The sequence below is a fragment of the Actinopolyspora biskrensis genome (assembly GCF_013408175.1).
In the GTDB taxonomy this organism is placed as follows: domain Bacteria; phylum Actinomycetota; class Actinomycetes; order Mycobacteriales; family Pseudonocardiaceae; genus Actinopolyspora; species Actinopolyspora biskrensis.
The window spans coordinates 184,526-201,624 of record NZ_JACBYW010000006.1; the positions used below are offsets into that span (position 1 = coordinate 184,526).

The window sequence follows — 17,099 nt, forward strand, 5'->3', positions numbered from 1 at the left end:
GGTGCCGACAACAGCACCCGGCCCGGCACTATTAGGCTCCCGCACGAGGACCTGTCGGACGAGCGACAACCGGGGTGACATTGGTACGGCCGGAGCGACGGACTAAGGGCGACATCGCCACGGCACTCGTGCTCACCATCGCCGTTCTCGGCGGGGCGGTCACCCTCTGGTGGTTCAGCTCCGCCCGGGCCACCGAGTTGAGCCCGGCGGCCGAACCCGTCGACCCCGCGCCCCCGGCGCGAACGGTGCCCGACCGGCTGGAACAGGTGTGGCAGGCCCCCAGCTCCGCCACACCGCACCCCGTCCTGGCAGGACCGGCCGTGGTGACCGGCCAGGGCGGCGAGGTACTCGGGCGCGATCCGGCCGACGGCGAGGTCCGGTGGCGCTACAGCAGGGGCAAGGGCCTCTGCACCGTCGGGGCCGAGTGGGAACGCGCGATCGCGGTCTACCGAACCGGCAGCCACTGCAACGCCGTCACCTCGCTGCGCGGCTCGGACGGCACCCGCGAACCACAGCGCAACAGCGACGTGGGGGCGGGAACCCGGCTGCTCTCCGACGGCAACTACGTGACGGCCACCGGCAGTCGGCTCCTGGAGACGTGGCGCTCCGATCTGGTGCGCACCCAGCAGTACGGCATCCCCACCGACATCAAGATCCCGGACAACAATCTGCGCCGCCCGGAGTGCGACTACTCGGGAACCGCCGTCGGCGATCGGCGTGTCGCCGTCATAGCCGAGTGCGCCGGTTCGACCGGGGACCGGGTGACCGTGCTCAAGGCCCACCCCGAGGACAACGAGAAGCCCGAAGAAGTGATGAGCACCGCACTGGGCGGCGAGCGGGCCGATGTGGTCGCGGTGACCGGGGGACGGGTCGCCGTGGTGCTCCGTGACCGGCAACAGCTGGCTGTCTACGACATGTCCGGCGCGCTTCGGGAGAGCCACGCGGTACGGCTCGGAACGCTTCCGGAGACCGGTGCCGACGTCCGGATCGAACCGACGACACGGGATGGGGACGTCTACTGGTACACGGGAAGGGACACGGTCGCCCTCGACGGGGAGACGCTCACCCCCGTCTGGACGGCGCGGAACACGCTCGGTCCCGCCACGAGGATGGCGGACGAGCGCCTGATTCCCGTACGGGACGGCCTGGCCGTACACGATCCGGCCTCCGGTGAGCGGAGCAGGACCCTGGCGCTCGATCGGGCGGGGGACGCTTCACCGGTCGTCTTCCCCGAAGTGGTGGGGAGGACGGTGCTGGAGCAGCGGGGGGACCAGCTCTTCGCGTACCGGTGAGGGCCCGGCCGGTTCGCCCGCTCACGGCGCGGGAGCGCACGGACCCGGGCGCGAGCAGGTGGGAGGTTCCGCCGATCGGGCACCCCGCCGAGGGGCGAGCAAAACCCGATCAGAGCCACCACCAGTAGGTCAGGCTCGCGAGCACGACCAGAGCGGCGCCGAGCGCTTGGAGCGCGTTCGCCGGAGTTCGCCCGCGATCGGCGCGAACCTGCAGGAACAGCGCCACGAACGCGGAAACCCAGTGCCCGCACACGATGATCCACCCCGGGCCGATACCGCCGTTGCCGAGCCCCCAGAGCTGGACCCCGGTCAGGGTCATCGCCAGCACCAGCAGCCCGGCGGCCAGAGCTCCGGTCACCCCGCGCAGCACCGTTCCCATCAAACCGCCCCCCCGTGCGGGGTCCCCTCCGGACCCCACGTGCGCGGGCGGTTCGATCGAAGGCCGCGTGGACATCTCCCCGAGTCCCTCCGTGCCACGCGCCCCCGCCGCGACGTCCTCGGCAGGTTGACCAGATGATGCCCGCATTGCCTCGTCCTCACCGGCTTCGATCGGTTGCACGACTCACTCCCCCAGCAGCGCCCAGGGGTCGACCTCCGGGGTGGCTCGCTGCCCTTCCGGACAGTGCCTCCGGAACTCGCACGCCGCGCACTGACCACCGGGCCGTGCGGGAAACGCCCGTTCCCGATCCGCGCCCGCCTCGACCGCGGCGGTCGCCTCCTCGAACTCACGGGCGAGCTCCTCGGCCCGCTCACGGTGCTCCGCCAGGGAACCGGTGCTGTGCCGCCACCCCACGACCTCGGCGGTGCGGAGATGATGCAGCTCGACCCTACGGCACCGGGTGTGCGACATCCCCTGCAGCGCCAGCGCGTACAGGGCCAGTGCCTGCGATTTCCGCACGTCGTCGACCTCGGGCGGACGCCTGCCCGCCTTGTAGTCGACGATCACGAGTTCACCGTCGCGTTCGTCGACACGGTCCACACGACCCTGCACGATGATCGTACCCGTGGTCGCGCTGACCCATTTTTCGACACCAACCGGTTTCGCGGCCGTCCCCCACCGCTCGACGTACTCCGCCAGCCAGTCCTGCGCACGCGCCATGAAATCACCGGACTGCCGAGGCCCCGCGAAACCGTCGTTCTTCCAGTGCTCACGCACCAGCTCCCGCGCCCGCGACGGAGTGCGCTGCCCCACCGGCAGCTCGTAGAGGACGCGCAGCGCGTTGTGCAGAACGGCGCCGAGGGTCGTGTGGGCCATGGCGGGACCGCGGGAAGGCCGGGGGGTGTCCACATAGCCGAACCGGTATCGGCGCGGACAGTTCGACCACGCGGCCAGTTTGGCCGGGGTCACCCGCACCAGTCTGTCCGGAATGCCGTAGAAGGCGAGTTGCCCTTGCACGCGTCCAACACTACGCAGTCCACCGGATGTGTACCGCTTCCAGCCCCCGCCGCTCTCCCACGCCCCGCCGGGTAGGACGCGGGGCAGGAGCACCGCTTCAACCGATGATCGCGCTGCCGGTGCACCCCTCCGTCAGTCGCTCCAGGGACTGAGCTTCGGTGAGCCGGCTTCCCATGGCTGTGCTCTTGTTCGTTCCGTGGTAGTCGCTGCCTCCCGTGGGAACCAGTCCCAGTTCGGCGGCGAGTCCGCGCAACCTCCCGCGCGCCTTGTCCTCGTGGTCCGGGTGTTCGATCTCGACACCGCTCAAACCGCGATCGGCCAGGTCGGCGATCACGTCCTCCGTGACGGATCGCCCCCTGGAAGCCGCGAAGGGATGGGCCAGGACCGTGACACCGCCGGCCTCGGTGATCATCTCGATGGCACGTTCCACCGGGGTGTCGGTGCGCGGCAGGTAGTAGGGGCCTCCGGTGCGGAGGTACTCGTCGAAAGCCTCGGTAACCGTTTCCACGCTTCCGCCCTCGACGAGGGCCCTGGCCAGATGCGGGCGTCCTCCGGGGGAGTCGGGCGGCAACCCCGCCATCAGGGCGTCCGGATCCACCGGGAAGCCGTCCGCGGCCATCCTGCGGGCCATCTGCTCCAGCCGGCCGCGCCTCTCGGAGCGCAGGCGAAGCTGTTCGTCGGCCAGCGCCTGTGATCCGGGGTCGAAGAGATAGGCGAGCAGGTGGACCGTCACGCTTCCGCCGTGGCCGTCGTCGCTGCTGCAGGACAGTTCCGCCCCGGGCACCACGCGGAGGGACGTGCGCTCCTGCTCGCGCACCGCCCGCTCGATCTCCCGCCACCCCGCGGTGGTGTCGTGATCGGTCAACGCGATGGTGTCGAGTCCGGCTTCGACGGCGGTCCGGACGAGTTCGGCGGGCTTGTCCGTGCCGTCGGACTCGGTGGAATGCACATGCAGGTCTATTCGCACATCCGACAGTGTGACCGATACTTCCGTCGCCGGGGAGCCGCACCCGGGAAGTTACCGGCGGAGCGCCCCGGAGCGGGGCACCCGCTCCCGGGGGCGCTGGAGGCTCCACCACCCGTGCCGCCACGCGAACCGGGGCGACGAAGTCCTGCCACGCCCCGAACGGAAGACATCGGTGGAGTCACTCGGTCAGCTTGGCCCTGCCTCTCCCGACCGCGGCCCTGCGGGCCTTGAGCATCGAGAAGCGGTCCTGCTGGGCCTTCTTCTCCCCGAAGACCAACGAGGAGATCGCGTCGAAGACCTCTTCCGGATTGGGCAGGTACTCGATCCGGTTGAGCGCCTGGATCTGTCCCGCCGACTCGACGATCAGCGTTCCGTACCCGAACAACCTTCCCGGAATGCTGCGCGAGTAGGTCAGGTCGGTGACCTTGGTCACGGGCATCATCTGAACGGAAGTCGTGAAGATCCCCTCAGTGATCATGAATCGCTTGTCCGTGACCACGATCCGCTCCACGTACCAGTCCAACACCTGGTAGATGAAGCGCAGCAGCACGAACAGCCCTCCGTACCAGAGGACGTTCTGCAGCAACCAGTTCCCCTCGGGCAGCAGAACGGAGATCATCATCACTCCGAGCAACAACCCGGCTGCCTCGAAGATGTCCCACACGAGACACGCCCAATGCCTGCGAACCCGGATCACACGCCGCTCGGTGTCGAGTAGGTACTCCCCCGGATCCCTCGGTGCGAACATGGAAACCACCCTCGTGGCTCGTTTTCTTGCCTCTCACGGGGCCGGCATGACGATCTCGGTACCGACCCCGAGCCGGGCTGTGCCTCGCTGAACCGACTCCACCGGACCGTGAACGTCCGCGCCGGACAGCGCCCGATCGACGAGCGAAGCCTTCCGCTCACTCACTCGAAGAGATTGCGCATGAACGTGATCACCGCCTCAGCCGCCTGCTGCAGACTCGCGAGGATGCCGTTGACCACGTCGCTCGCCTGAGATGGCGCCGAGATGAGGAAGAACAAGAGGAACGCGATCCCGGCCCAAGTGAGGATCTTCTTGATGTTCACTGTCACGCACCCCGTCTGGACTGACCTGTACTAGTGCTGAAACCTGCTGATCCGTTGTACCGCACTCAATGCCTGTACGGCAGGTTTTTAGCGCACTTGGGTCAGTAACGTGGCACCGGCGCCGGAATCGCTACCCTGCGTGTCCATGAGGGACTTCGAGGCTTCGCCGATCCGCTGCGTCGGGGCTGTGATACATGACCGGAACGGCAGGCTGCTGCTGATTCAGCGAGCCAACGAACCTGGTCAGGGCAAGTGGTCCCTCCCCGGAGGGCGGGTCGAGGACGGCGAGAGCGACCCGGTCGCGCTGCGGCGCGAGATCGCCGAGGAAACCGGGCTCACCGTCGCCGTCGGACCGGTCGTCGGGCGGCTGACGAGATCCGGATCACAGCAGTCCTACTACATAGTGGACTACTCCTGCCGGCCCCTGAACCACGAACTTCGCGCAGGTGACGACGCTGCCGATGCAATGTGGACCGATGCTGCGACATTCACCACACTCGCCCGATCGGGTGAGCTAACCGCCGGACTCCCCGAACTGCTCTCCCAGTGGAACCAGCTTCCCCGGGACCTTTGACCTGAACAATCGGACCCCCTTTTCAGGTGAAGATCAGCAGAAGTTCACGCACGTGTTGTTGACATCGCGGGATGCTGCTGATCACAACACTGGCGCGCTTCCCCGGCGAATCCAACAACTATCACTCGAAAGCATTAGTCGTGCGCCACCGGATGCCCGGAGTGCTCACTCCGCCCACTGGGTCGTGTGCCCCTCCGGAGCCACCGCCCCGGAGCACCCCGCACCGCCGCCCCCGGCTCGCCTCCTGGAGATCGCGGGGCACCGCCCGAGACGGAGCCCCGGAAACGAGGGGCCGACTCCGCCGGAGCGAAGCCGAAGCCCCGCCCCACCGGGAACGGGTAAGTCCCAACACACCGCTTCGCACCGAGAAGCACCGGACGAGTAGGATGGCCGGGCGGTCGTCGACGGACCGCCGTCCCCCGCAGCCGAGCTGATTGGAGGTGAGGATACGTGCCGAACACCGCGGAAGGCAGCAGCGCGGACAGTGCATCGCCTTGCAGTACCGGCCGCGTCCCCGCCGGGAAGATCAGCTTCGAAGAAGGACCGGGGGTTCCCGCGAACGCGGGTTGATCCGCCGAACTCGCCGGCCGGTGACCGGTCGGGATCCGGCAGGGACGCGCACGTGACGCCGATTCCCGTCGTGCGGCAACTCGCGACGTGTCCCACCCCGGAGGTCCCCGTGTTCAGCATTCCTGCGCTCGGCCTGCGCAACAGGTCCACACGCAACGGCCACCGCAGCCGTTCGGTTTCCACGGCGTCGAAGCGCTCCACTCCGGTCGTCGACTGCGCGGTCTACGTGAACGGGGTCAGGCTCCCCGGCGAGTGGACGCACGAGCAGGCCATGACCGAGGTGCGCGAACGGCACGGCGGTTTCGTCTGGATCGGACTGCACGAACCGGACCAGCAGCAGATAAACGGAGTGGCCGAGACCTTCGGGCTGCACGAGCTCGCCGTCGAGGACGCCGTGCACGCCCACCAGCGCCCCAAGCTGGAGCGCTATGACGAAACACTGTTCATGGTGCTCAAGACGGTGCGCTACGTTCCGGACCGCGCGCGGGCGACCAACAGCGATATCGTCGAGAGCGGCGAGCTGATGATCTTCCTCGGGCGCGATTTCGTGATCACCGTCCGGCACGGGCAGCAGGCCGAGCTGACCCGCGTGCGCAACGAACTGGAACAGTCCCCCGACCACCTGGCGCTGGGTCCCGCGGCGGTGGTGCACGGCATCGCCGACCACGTGGTCGACAGCTACCTCGAGGTCACCGAGTCGGTTCAGGACGACATCGACTCGATCGAGACCGAGGTGTTCGCACCACGCACGAGCATAGAGGCCGAGCAGATCTACTTGATGAAGCGCGAGGTCATGCAACTGCGCCGGGCCGTCATGCCGCTGTCGCAGCCACTGCAGCGGCTCGCGGGCGGATACACGGCACACGTCCCCGACCAGGTGCGTTCCTACTTCAGGAACGTGGAGGACCACCTCGCCACGGTCTCGGAGCGAGTGGCCTCCTTCGACGAGCTGCTGACCACGCTGGTCGACGCGACCCTCGCGAAGATCACGCTGCAGCAGAACACCGACATGCGCAAGATATCGGCCTGGGTGGCCATCATATCGACACCCACGATGATCGCCGGTATCTACGGGATGAACTTCGACAAGATGCCGGAGACCCAGTGGACTTTCGGCTATCCGGTGACGCTGCTGGTGATGATGCTGGCCTGCGTCATGCTGTTCAAGATCTTCAGAAGGAACAACTGGTTGTGACCCCGGGAGTAACGAACAGCGGGGGCGTGACGACAGCACGGTCAGGGCCGCCGGAACGACCGGCCGCCCGGTGCGCGGCCACGCCGGCACACGACCACGTGCGGTTCGTTCACGCAGCCCGGCTCACGCGACCCCGGCCCGGGCACGAAAACGACGATCGCGGTTGGGAGGGAATCATGCGCGACACCGGAACCGGAAAGCCGGCGAACCCGCCGCAGGCGACGTCGGAACGGGTTTCGACGGCCACCGGCGAACGACAACTGGATTCACCTCACCGGCGGCGAACCTCCCGGGACGTAAGGCACCAGCGAAAACCCGGCGCGGTGTGGAACGTGGCTCCCACGAGCACGCGCGCCGAACTCTCGGCACACTGATTCTGGGAGCACCACGGGCCACATCGTGCGGCGAATTCCGCGCGTCCGTCGATTCCGTCCGGACGCGGTTTCCGTTTCGAGCTGCGCACTGGGAGGAATGTCATGTCCCGTCTGGTGACCAACAAACCCGCCGTGCTTTTCACGCTGATCAACGGCTGGATCCTCACGCTGTTCCTGATCATCGCCAATCAGATCTGAGAACTTTTCCTATCGGCTCGTTGGCCGAGTCGGGGGTTTTCCCTCGACGCGGGCGGCGGCGAAGCACACCGTCCGATCAGCCCGCACCGCCGCGGGGTCTTCCGTGGGGCTCTCGCGAGGACGGTCCCGGCCTCGTGCGGGCCGCTGCCCGCTGCCGGGGCACCCGCTCACGAGCCCGCGAGGGGGTCCGCCACGCAGACCGCCCCGGAGAACATCATCGAGCGCGCCCCCGGTGGGCTCCCGGCCTCCCGGGGGGCACGCGATCCCGAAAACGCGGATCTCGGACGGCTTCCGAACTGCCCTTTCCCCTGAGCGAGTGGTTTTTCCGCGCCGCGCGTCGCACGGTGGAGAACGCACGGCACAACGCCGGTGCCGGTGCTGTAGACAATCCGGAGGAGCCCCACACGAACGCGGAAAGGCACTCGCATGAAAGCGAAACCGAGTCGGATACTCCTTCTCCTCGTCCCCGTGACACTGCTCCTGCCCGTACCGGCCCACGGGACCACCACCCGTGCGGAACAACCGACGGGTGGAGCCGAGCGGATACTGGAGCTGACCAATCGGGCCAGAGCCGGCGCAGGCTGTCCGCGAGTCCGGTTGAACCCGTCGCTGACCCGAACGGCCCAACGGCACAGCACCGACATGGCCCGCAACGACTACCTGGGGCACATCGGGAGCAGGGGCACGGACCACATAACCAGAGCGCGCCGCGCGGGTTACCCGTCCTCGTACGTGGGCGAGAACGTGGCCGCGGGCAACGCGGGCGCCTCCGCGACCTTCGCCCAGTGGAGCACCAGCCCTCAGCACCGGAAGAACATCCTGAACTGCTCCTTCACCGAGCTCGGGGTCGGCCACGCGGCGAACCCGGACAGCGAGTGGGGACACTACTGGACGCAGCTCTTCGGCAGCAGTGATCCGCGGGACTGACCGCACCTCGTCGAGGTTCTCCGTCCGCCCCCGGCATGGTGCTCGGCCGGCGGAGCCTCCCACCGTCTCGGGAGCGGCTTCCCCTCCCCTAGCGGGTCCCGGCACGGTTCCCCACCGCTGCGTGGTGCTACTGCTGCGTGGCAGGTCCTCCCATCGCGAGCCGGGCGAGCATGTCCCGCGCCTGCTCGGCATGGCTGGGTTGGCTCAGCACGTCGTAGCGCCCCGCGACTATCTGACTCGAGGAGGAGAAGTCCCGCCGCCCCCTCGTGGAGGCGTAGGTGACGGCCGCGAAGATCAGACCGAACACCACACCGGCCCCCAGCCCGAACAACAACGGCCCCAGCCAGGCGTTCTGCGCCGAGAAGATCCCCATGATCAACCCGACGAACAGGCCGAACCACGCCCCCGAAGCGGCGCCACCGCCCAACACACGCGCCCAGGTCAGCCTCCCCGTCACGCGTTCGACGAGCATCAGATCGACACCAACGATGGTGACTTCCTGCACGGGGAAATCGTGGTCCGCGAGGTGGTCAACGGCTCGCTGGGCCTCCTCGTAGGTGCCGTAGGAGCCGATGGGCCAACCTGTCGGCGGGGTGGGCAAGCTGGGTAGCCCCTGGGTTGACCGGGCGGAGCCGGAAAACGGGCTGCTCACCGTAGACACCTCCGTTACGGCCGACGTCCGAGCACTGGACGTCGTGCGTACTGCTCGCCGGGCGGACACGGCCGGAGACACCGGGCCTGCCACCACTCGAGCACGACCCGCTGGCGCGACCGCACCCCAGGATGCTCGCCATGGCTCGGTCCGAAACCTGCCGAATGTCCTGTCGGCTACGAGTTTACCCCCTCCGCCGCGCGGGATTCAGCCCGCGAGGAGCCCCGGGGACGCAGGGTCACCGGATGGATCGGCTCCCGCCCCCCGACGACTGTGTACAGACCGCGACGAGCCGCGCTCCTGTCCACCAGCCACGTGTACACCACGACAGCGACCATGAGGGGCGCCACCTGGGCGAGCGGGTAGTTCCCGCCCTGCTCGACACCGGGGACCCCCGACAGCCCCGCTATGAACAAACTCAGGCTGTTGTTGCTCACGTGCAGCGCGATGGCCGCTTCCAGACCTCCGGTGCGAATGCTGAGCCAGCACATGGCCCCGGCCATCAACAACAACTCGGCCCACACCGCGGGATCCGTGTACCCGTGCCCGGACAGGAAGACCAAGGAGGACACCACGATGCCCAACCACGGCACCCGGAACCAGGCGTTGAGGGTCTGCAGCAGCAGCCCGCGGAAAACCAGCTCCTCGGCCGCGCTCTGCACCGGCACGACGATCACGGCTATCAGCACGATCGACGAGTACGACCACCAGCCGGGAAACCCCTCGAGGAGGGGGATCCCCGCGAACACCTGGAGCAGCAGGCTGACGCCGAACATCGTGCCGAAGACGAGCAGCCCCCACAGCAGAGCCGCACCGAGCCAACCGGCCCGGAAGCCGCCCACCACGCTCACCAGGCTCGCCGGGTTTCGACGCTGAGTCCAGCGAGCTGTCAGCACGGCGGCGGGAATCAGCGCCACGAGCAACGCGAAGCTGAAGAACAGCATCAGCAACGGATCGCGCAACAAGTCCTCGGGGCTCAGCGCCGGATCGGACACGACACGCAGCACCCGGGTGGGCATCCCCACCAGCACCGTGCCGACGAACAGCACTGTCGTGCAGATCAACGCGACCGCGGTGGTTCCGGCGAAGACCAGCAGCGTCACCAGCGGGCGCCACCAGCGGTGCGCCGGATTGCGCGCGAGCATGTCGAACGGCGTTCCCGGTGCCGCCCGGACCACCCCTCGAGCGGGCGGGGGCTCCGCCGCGAGCGGGTGCTCCTCCCCTGCGGCTCCTGGCTGGTCGGCGCGTGCGAAATGGTCGGACACACCGGAATAGTAGGCCCGCTCCCGCTCCGCTCACCCGATACACCCGGGAGAGTGATCAACCGGGCGGCGTGCGAACCGGACTCACCGGCGGATTCCGCGCCGGTGGCGTGCCCGCCCGAGCACCTCCGGGTCACCCGCTGCCGGCTCCCACCCCGCTGGTCTCGGAGGTCCGCACCGTGGCTGCTCGGCTCCCGCCGACGAGCCCGCCCCGCGCCCGCGGACGCGGGCGGAGCACGTCGGCGATGCTCAGCAGCAGGGTTTGCGCCCAAGCCGTCGAGACCGCGGCCAGCGTCATCCAGCCGGGAACCGACCAGTCGAAGGCGATCGCCACGCCGAGCGTGGTCCCGAACGAGACCAGAGCGAGCACCGTCGCGGCGATCCTGCCGCCCTTCCGCAAGGCGAAGCTCGCGTACCAGACGATCCACACGGCCACGAACGACACACCGAGCGGCCCCAGCCGCGGTCCCGCGCCGAGCGCCCAGTAGCCGAGAGCCGCGAACAGCCCTCCGGCCACGAGTGCGCCGAGCCAGCGCGTGGCGTTCGAACCGGAACGTGGCACGGACAACCACCCCCAGCGGGCGGCCGCGAGCACGGCGAGGAGGGCGGCCGTCCCGCCGACCACCCCGACCCCCGTGCCGGAGAGCTCGTAGAGCCGCAGCCAGCCCCACACCCCGTCCTCGTCGGCCGACCCGACGAGAACCGTCGCGGCCGCACCGGTCATCACGCAGACCGCGGCGCGGCGCGGAGCGGCCAGCCCGAAAGCGATCAACAGGAGCACGGGTTTCGCGACCGTCACGGCCAGCGCCGCCAGCACGCCGCGAAAACCCCTCCACCGCGGCAGGAGAGCGCGGTGGGCCAGCAGGGTGAACCGGGTCGCCATCGAGGCCGTGCGGTCCTCGGCGAGGTCGTCGCAGCGCTGTTTGCCCACGTCGTAGCTCCGCACCGCGGAGTCCAGCGCGCGCGGGTCACGCCTGATCGGCACGTCGCTCGCAGCCGGGTCGGCTCCCGAGGCGACCGCCTCCACGAACGGCAGTTCCTCGGCCACGGCGGTCCACTGCAAGCGCTCCGTCACGGCCGCTCTGGTGGCCCTCAACGGGTGCTCGTCCTCGGGGTTCGCGAACAGGGCCTCCAGCTCCGCCCGCACCGCACCGGAGCGTTCGGCCCAGCGTTCCGTGAGGAACTCGCGCCACTGCCTGGTCGTGGACTCGTCCATCTCCCCGAGCTCGGCGGTGGTGGGCTCGCACAGGATCGCCTGGAGCTCGTCACCCGTCCGGGAAGCACCGGAAGCACCGTGCCCGAGCAACCGCCCCGGTTCGATCAGCATCTCCACGATGCTCGCCACGGCATCGAGCCGTCCCCACATCCAGTCGTTGGCCCGCCACTTGGCCGAGAGGAAGGCCGCGAAGTTCCCCATCCCAGAGCCCCGGACCTTGTCCGGAACCGGGATCCGGCCGTTCCCGTCGCGCAGCGCCGTGAACGGCAACGGGCTGGACTGGTCCCCGGCCAAACGGTGCAGCAGCACCCGCGACTCGTCGCCGTCCCCCACACCCAGCGGGACCCCGATGACCACCAGCGCGCGCAGCAACCACGCCGCGTCCCCGTCGGAGGCGGTTTCCAGGAAGGCGCGCGTCACCCGGTCGAGGTCCGCGAGACCTTCCTCGCTCGTGGCTTCCAGCACCTTTCCCGCGAGACGGTCCAGCACCGCCCAGCCCTCGGCGACCGGGTCCACCCCGGTGTCGGAATCGGCCGCCTCGAAACCCGACGACTCCACGACGGAGGACAGCTCGGCCGCGAAGTCGGCCAGCCGTCGCTGGAAAACCGCGCCGAAGCCCGGCTCCTCGGCCGGAACGCTGTCCAGCAGCGGGTCCAGCAGCGCCCCCATCGGGGACGGAAGAGCGTGTTGCAGCCGGTACCGCCGCTGCCACACGCACCCGATCCAGCCGTCCAGCTCGGCCCGGACGAAGACCGGCTCGGTGCGCGCCGCGTGTACCCAGCAGCGGGCGGCGTACCCTTCCAGGGTCTCGAAGACGGCGCGCAACCGGTACAGGCTCCCCTTGAGCACGCCGAAACGTTCCGTGGGCAGCGCACAGTGGGCTTCGAGCTCGCGGGTCCAGCGCAGGCACTCGTCCACCGCGGCCAGCAGCGTGTCCGAGTCGCCGAAGACCTCGGCCGGGCGCCGAAAAGCCTCGCCGCGGTGGTGGTGCACGAGTCGTTCGCGCAACCCGGTGCAGGCGGTCGCTGGCCAGTCCAGCAGCGGTTGCTTGGGCAGCGGGCCCAGCAGCGGGGTCCCCGCGGTGTCCTTCGGAGCCGTCAGCAGCTCGTACACGCTCTCGGCACGGGCTTCGGCGAACCGCTCGGCGTGCTCCACGCGAACCGCGCTCATGCGGGCGTTCAGCCAGCCCCAGCGGTCCGGACGCGGCGTATCGGCCAGCTCCGTGAAAACGGCATCGCGCCTGCCTGCCGCCTTGCGCGCGCGGCGATTGTGCTCTTCGATGGCCTCGATGTCGGTGAGCAGGCTCTCCTGCCCGAGCTTCGCCCGCAGCGCCGTGGCCGTGACCGCGCGTGCGAAACCGGCCGTGCGTTCGGAGGGCTCCTTCGGGTCCGGTTCGGGGTTGAGGTAGAGCAGCCACCGTTCCGTGGGCGTGTCCGCCTCGACCTGCCGTATCGCCTCGACCGCCGCCGTGACGGGTATGTTGTCCAGCACCCCGCCGTCCATGGCCCGGAAGCGCGCACCGTCCGAACAGGTCGTCTCGGAGAACCTCCCGTACATGTTGGGCGATCCGGAGGCACTGTCCACCGCGGAACCGTCCGCCGTGCGGGTTCCGTTCCCGCGCTCCGCGTCGTCGCGGGCCGTGGACCGGAAGACCGCGGGCTCGAAGGCGAACGGGAAAGAGGACGTGGTGCGGGCCGCCTGGGCGAGCAGCCGCGCCGTGTCCGCCGGCCGCTCCGCGGAACCGAAATCGCTGAGCGGCTCCCCCGGCCGCCCCCTGTGCCTGAACCGGAACATCGCCTGGCGACGTGCCTTGCCGAACTCCGTGCCCGCCGCGTCGAAATGCCGCTCGGAGACCGGGTCCAGCAGCGTGGCCGTCAACAGCAGCTCCACCCGCCGGACCGACTCCTCGTCGGAGCCGTTCCCGATCCCCTCGGCCAGCAGTTCGTCCAGTTCGGCGCGGAAGTAGCCGTCACCCTCCAGCAGCGACTCGGGGCGGGGTTCCCAGGGACGGGGAACGGGACGTGCCATGGCCTCCAGGTCGGCCAACCTGATCCACGCGCGCCGCATCACCCCGAACGGCATCCCGTAGACGAGCGATGTGGCCAGCAGCGTGGCGTTGAGCCCGCCGGCCGAGGTTCCGGCGAGCACGTCCAGCTCGACCGAGTCGTACCCGGCGAGTTCGGCCAGCGCGGCCCAGGGGTGCCGGGAGCGGGGGCCCGACTCCCGCTCCTCCTGGTGGGAGACCCAACGCCGCAGCCGGTCCGTCTCGGCCACGGCTCCCCCGATCCACACGGCCATGCTGGCCCCACCACGCAGCGCCAGCGCGAGACGCAGCTCTCGGGAGGACCGCGAATTCGACTCGTGGCTGGACACTTCGGACCCGCCCCTCGATCGACAAGACCGGTTGCGACCCGCAAACTACCCTTCACACGGACCGGGCGGGAACTGCCGACCGGGCGATTCGGCCGAACGCACCACGAACCGACGACCTCCGGGCGTGGCTACCGGAGAGTCGTCGGCCCGGTTACGGAAACGTCGATCAGCCGAAGCGGCCGGAGATGTACTCCTCCGTGTCCGTGTGGGTGGGGGTCGAGAAGATCGTCGGCGTCTCGTCGATCTCGACCAGCTCCCCCGGTTCCCCGGTGCCGCCGATGTTGAAGAACCCCGTGTAGTTGCTCACCCGCGCGGCCTGCTGCATGTTGTGGGTGACGATGACGATGGTGTAGTTCTCCTTGAGCTCGGCCATCAGGTCCTCGATCGCGTGCGTCGAGATGGGGTCGAGCGCCGAACAGGGCTCGTCCATCAGCAGCACGTCGGGCTTGACGGCGATGGCCCGCGCTATGCAGAGCCGCTGCTGTTGCCCACCGGAGAGTCCGGACCCCGGCTTGCCGAGGCGGTCCTTGACCTCCTCCCAGAGGTTGGCACCGCGCAACGACTCCTCGACGATTCCGTCCAATTCGGACTTGCGTATCCGCTTGTGGTTGAGCCGCAGCCCCGCCGCCACGTTCTCGTAGACCGACATCGTCGGGAACGGGTTCGGCCGCTGGAAGACCATGCCGACGTGCTTGCGGACGTCGACCGGGTCCACGCCGGGCGCGTACAGGTCCTGCTCGTCCATGACGACCCGCCCCTCCACGCGCGCGGCGGGGATGAGCTCGTGCATGCGGTTGAGCGCCCGCAGGTAGGTGGATTTGCCGCACCCGGAGGGGCCGATCAACGCGGTGATCGCGCGCGGATGGATCGTCATGGACACGTTCCGCACAGCGCGGAAGGAGCCGTAGTAGATGTCCAGGTCCTCGACTTCGATGCGCTTCGCCATTGCTGGCTCCTATCCGGTTCGGCGATTCAGCTGCGAGTTTTCGGCGCGAAGAACAGGGAGATCGACCGGGCCACCAGGTTGAGCACCATCACGATGAGCATGAGCGTCAGCGCGGCGGTCCAGGCACGCGCCAGATAGGGCTCTGGGGGAACCCCCGGGCTCGCGTACTCGTAGTAGGAGAAGACCGAGAGAGTGGCCATCTGCCCGGAGAAGGGGTTGAAGTTGGTGCTCGCCGTCGTACCCGTGGCGATGAGCAGCGGGGCCGTCTCGCCGACCACGCGCGCTATGGCCAGCGTCACGCCGGTGCTGATACCGGCGACGGCCGTCGGCAGCACCACGCGCAGAATCACCTTCCACTTCGGCGTTCCCAGCGCGAAGGCCGCTTCGCGCAGGTCGTCCGGAACGAGCTTGATCATCTCCTCGCTGGACCGCACCACGATGGGGATCATCAGCACGCTCAGGGCGACGGCTCCGGCGAAACCGTTGATGGTTCCGGCGCCGAACACCAGGGTGAACAGCGCGTAGGCGAACAGACCGGCCACGATGGAGGGAATGCCCGTCATCACGTCCACGAAGAACGTGATCGACTTGGCCAGCCGCCCTCTGCCGTACTCGACCAGGTAGACCGCGGTGGCCAAACCGATGGGCACCGACATCAGCGTGGCCAGTCCGCTGGTGATCAGCGTGCCCGTGATCGCGTGGTAGGCACCGCCACCGTCTCCGACCACCCCGCGCATCGAGTAGGAGAAGAACTTCCCGTCGAACCGTTCCGCTCCCCTCGAGATCACCGTGATCACCACGGAGATCAGGGGGGTCAACGCGATCAGGAAGGCCGAGGTGACCACGGAGGTGAAGGCGCGGTCGGCGGCCTTGCGCCTTCCCTCGGCCGAACGTGACCACACGTACATCCCCGCCGTGTACAGCACCACGACGAGGAGCACGAACAGCGTGACGGAAAAACCCGTCAGGGCCGCGACGACGGCGGCCACCAGGGTCGCCGCGCCCAGGGCGCCCCACGACGCCCTCCGCGGCAGCGAACCGCGGACCAGCCGTGTGGAGTCGCCGGGCGGGTCCGTTTCCGGGGGCGCGGGGCGGGATTTGGTGGGGGTGCTCATCAACTGGCTCCGGAGAAGTCGGTGCGGCGGTTGATGACCGCTCGGGCGATCATGTTGACGACAAGCGTTATGGCGAACAGCACCAGGCCGGACGCGATCAGGGCGTCGATGGCGACACCGGAGGACTCGGGGAACTCGAGCGCGATGTTGGCCGCGATCGTCGCCGGATTGCCGGAGCTGATCAGGTTGAAGGTGATCCCTCCCGAGGCCGAGAGCACGATCGCCACGGCCATCGTCTCCCCCAGCGCACGTCCCAGACCGAGCATGGAACCGCTCAGGATGCTGGAGCCCCCGAACGGGAGCACCGCCGTTCTGATCATTTCCAGCCGGGTCGCCCCGAGCGCCAGGGCGGCCTCCTCGTAGAGCTTCGGGGTCTGCAGGAAGGCCTCGCGGATCACCGCCGTGATGATCGGGAGGATCATCACGGCCAGCACCAGCGCGGTGGTGAACATGGTGCGACCGGTGGTGGAGGCCGGACCCGCGAAGAGCGGGATGAAACCGAGGTTCTCGGCCAGCCAGCCCGTCGGCGTCAGCGTGGCCGGGGCCAGCACCGTGAATCCCCAGAGCCCGTAGATGATGCTCGGAACGGCCGCGAGCAGGTCGATCACGTAGCCCAGCAGCTGGGCGAGTCTGCGCGGGGCGTAGTGCGTGATGAACAGGGCGATGAGCACTGCGAGCGGGGCGGCGAGCACCAGGGCCAGCGCCGCGGCCAGCAGGGTGCCGAACACCAGCGGCCAGATGTACAGGACGAGGCCGCCCTCACCGGGAATCTCCTCCGCGGGCGCCACGAAGGCCGGCCAGGCCTCGATCAGCAGAAAAGCGGCCACACCCGCCAGCACCACCAGGATCAGCACACCGGCGCCGGTGGTGATCCCTCTGAAGGCCTGGTCGGCGGGCCGCTTGCGTGCGCGACGGCCTTGCACGGCGTCTTGTCCGATACTGCTCACGGACGGTCCCTTCGGATATTCCCG

Annotated in this window: 15 protein-coding genes; 4 read left to right on the forward strand and 11 right to left on the reverse strand. The window is 68.9% G+C overall.

Annotation, left to right across the window (positions count from 1 at the left end; genetic code table 11):
• Window positions 1-74 precede the first annotated feature (74 nt).
• Window positions 75-1,292: an Rv3212 family protein gene (locus FHR84_RS16525; RefSeq protein ID WP_179536431.1), complete on the forward strand. Its 1,218-nt coding sequence runs from the start codon at window positions 75-77 to the stop codon at window positions 1,290-1,292.
• A gap of 109 nt (window positions 1,293-1,401) precedes the next feature.
• Here the strand turns inward: FHR84_RS16525 and FHR84_RS16530 are convergent, their stop codons facing one another.
• From FHR84_RS16530 to FHR84_RS16550, 5 genes are all read right to left on the reverse strand, one after another.
• Window positions 1,402-1,851, reverse strand: coding sequence for a hypothetical protein (locus FHR84_RS16530; RefSeq protein ID WP_246300679.1), 450 nt, complete (start codon window positions 1,849-1,851; stop codon window positions 1,402-1,404).
• 3 nt (window positions 1,852-1,854) lie between these two features.
• A complete protein-coding gene (locus tag FHR84_RS16535) occupies window positions 1,855-2,688 on the reverse strand; it encodes a PD-(D/E)XK nuclease family protein (RefSeq protein WP_179536432.1) in 834 nt (277 codons plus the stop codon).
• A 97-nt stretch (window positions 2,689-2,785) separates the two neighbouring features.
• A complete protein-coding gene (locus tag FHR84_RS16540; protein WP_246300716.1) occupies window positions 2,786-3,664 on the reverse strand; it encodes a PHP domain-containing protein in 879 nt (292 codons plus the stop codon).
• 169 nt (window positions 3,665-3,833) lie between these two features.
• A complete protein-coding gene (locus FHR84_RS16545) occupies window positions 3,834-4,403 on the reverse strand; it encodes a PH domain-containing protein (protein ID WP_017976408.1) in 570 nt (189 codons plus the stop codon).
• A 161-nt stretch (window positions 4,404-4,564) separates the two neighbouring features.
• Complete coding sequence (locus FHR84_RS16550) at window positions 4,565-4,726, reverse strand: hypothetical protein (RefSeq protein ID WP_165633387.1); 162 nt, start codon at window positions 4,724-4,726, stop codon at window positions 4,565-4,567.
• A 145-nt stretch (window positions 4,727-4,871) separates the two neighbouring features.
• On the opposite strand from FHR84_RS16550, the gene FHR84_RS16555 reads away from it, so the two are divergent.
• From FHR84_RS16555 to FHR84_RS16565, 3 genes are all read left to right on the forward strand, one after another.
• Window positions 4,872-5,300 (forward strand): NUDIX hydrolase, encoded by a 429-nt coding sequence (locus FHR84_RS16555; RefSeq protein ID WP_179536433.1) that lies wholly within the window; start codon window positions 4,872-4,874, stop codon window positions 5,298-5,300.
• Window positions 5,301-5,979: 679 nt separating this feature from the next.
• A complete protein-coding gene (gene corA / locus FHR84_RS16560) occupies window positions 5,980-7,065 on the forward strand; it encodes a magnesium/cobalt transporter CorA (RefSeq protein ID WP_179536652.1) in 1,086 nt (361 codons plus the stop codon).
• Window positions 7,066-8,105: 1,040 nt separating this feature from the next.
• On the forward strand, window positions 8,106-8,564 hold the full coding sequence (locus FHR84_RS16565; protein ID WP_343075305.1) for a CAP domain-containing protein: 459 nt from the start codon (window positions 8,106-8,108) through the stop codon (window positions 8,562-8,564).
• Window positions 8,565-8,691: 127 nt separating this feature from the next.
• Here FHR84_RS16565 and FHR84_RS16570 read toward each other — a convergent pair whose 3' ends face one another.
• From FHR84_RS16570 to pstC, 6 genes are all read right to left on the reverse strand, one after another.
• The gene (locus tag FHR84_RS16570; protein ID WP_179536435.1) at window positions 8,692-9,216 is read right to left on the reverse strand and encodes a general stress protein; all 525 of its coding nucleotides are present in this window, start codon (window positions 9,214-9,216) and stop codon (window positions 8,692-8,694) included.
• Between the two features lie 176 nt (window positions 9,217-9,392).
• Window positions 9,393-10,481, reverse strand: a complete 1,089-nt coding sequence (locus FHR84_RS16575; protein WP_343075306.1) for a CPBP family intramembrane glutamic endopeptidase — start codon at window positions 10,479-10,481, stop codon at window positions 9,393-9,395.
• Window positions 10,482-10,611: 130 nt separating this feature from the next.
• Window positions 10,612-14,067, reverse strand: a complete 3,456-nt coding sequence (locus FHR84_RS16580; RefSeq protein WP_179536436.1) for a patatin-like protein — start codon at window positions 14,065-14,067, stop codon at window positions 10,612-10,614.
• A gap of 166 nt (window positions 14,068-14,233) precedes the next feature.
• A complete protein-coding gene (pstB, locus tag FHR84_RS16585; protein ID WP_179536437.1) occupies window positions 14,234-15,013 on the reverse strand; it encodes a phosphate ABC transporter ATP-binding protein PstB in 780 nt (259 codons plus the stop codon).
• Between the two features lie 26 nt (window positions 15,014-15,039).
• Window positions 15,040-16,128 (reverse strand): phosphate ABC transporter permease PstA, encoded by a 1,089-nt coding sequence (gene pstA / locus FHR84_RS16590; protein ID WP_179536438.1) that lies wholly within the window; start codon window positions 16,126-16,128, stop codon window positions 15,040-15,042.
• Window positions 16,128-17,075: a phosphate ABC transporter permease subunit PstC gene (gene pstC, locus FHR84_RS16595; protein ID WP_179536439.1), complete on the reverse strand. Its 948-nt coding sequence runs from the start codon at window positions 17,073-17,075 to the stop codon at window positions 16,128-16,130. The genes pstA and pstC overlap by 1 nt, the downstream gene beginning before the upstream one ends.
• Window positions 17,076-17,099: the final 24 nt, after the last annotated feature.

Bases quoted from the DNA above. Each gene is read 5' to 3' on its own strand.
- FHR84_RS16545 (WP_017976408.1), bottom strand. From the start codon at position 4,403: ATGTTCGCACCGAGGGATCCGGGGGAGTACCTACTCGACACCGAGCGG.
- FHR84_RS16555 (WP_179536433.1), top strand. From the start codon at position 4,872: ATGAGGGACTTCGAGGCTTCGCCGATCCGCTGCGTCGGGGCTGTGATA.
- pstB (WP_179536437.1), bottom strand. From the start codon at position 15,013: ATGGCGAAGCGCATCGAAGTCGAGGACCTGGACATCTACTACGGCTCC.
- pstA (WP_179536438.1), bottom strand. From the start codon at position 16,128: ATGAGCACCCCCACCAAATCCCGCCCCGCGCCCCCGGAAACGGACCCG.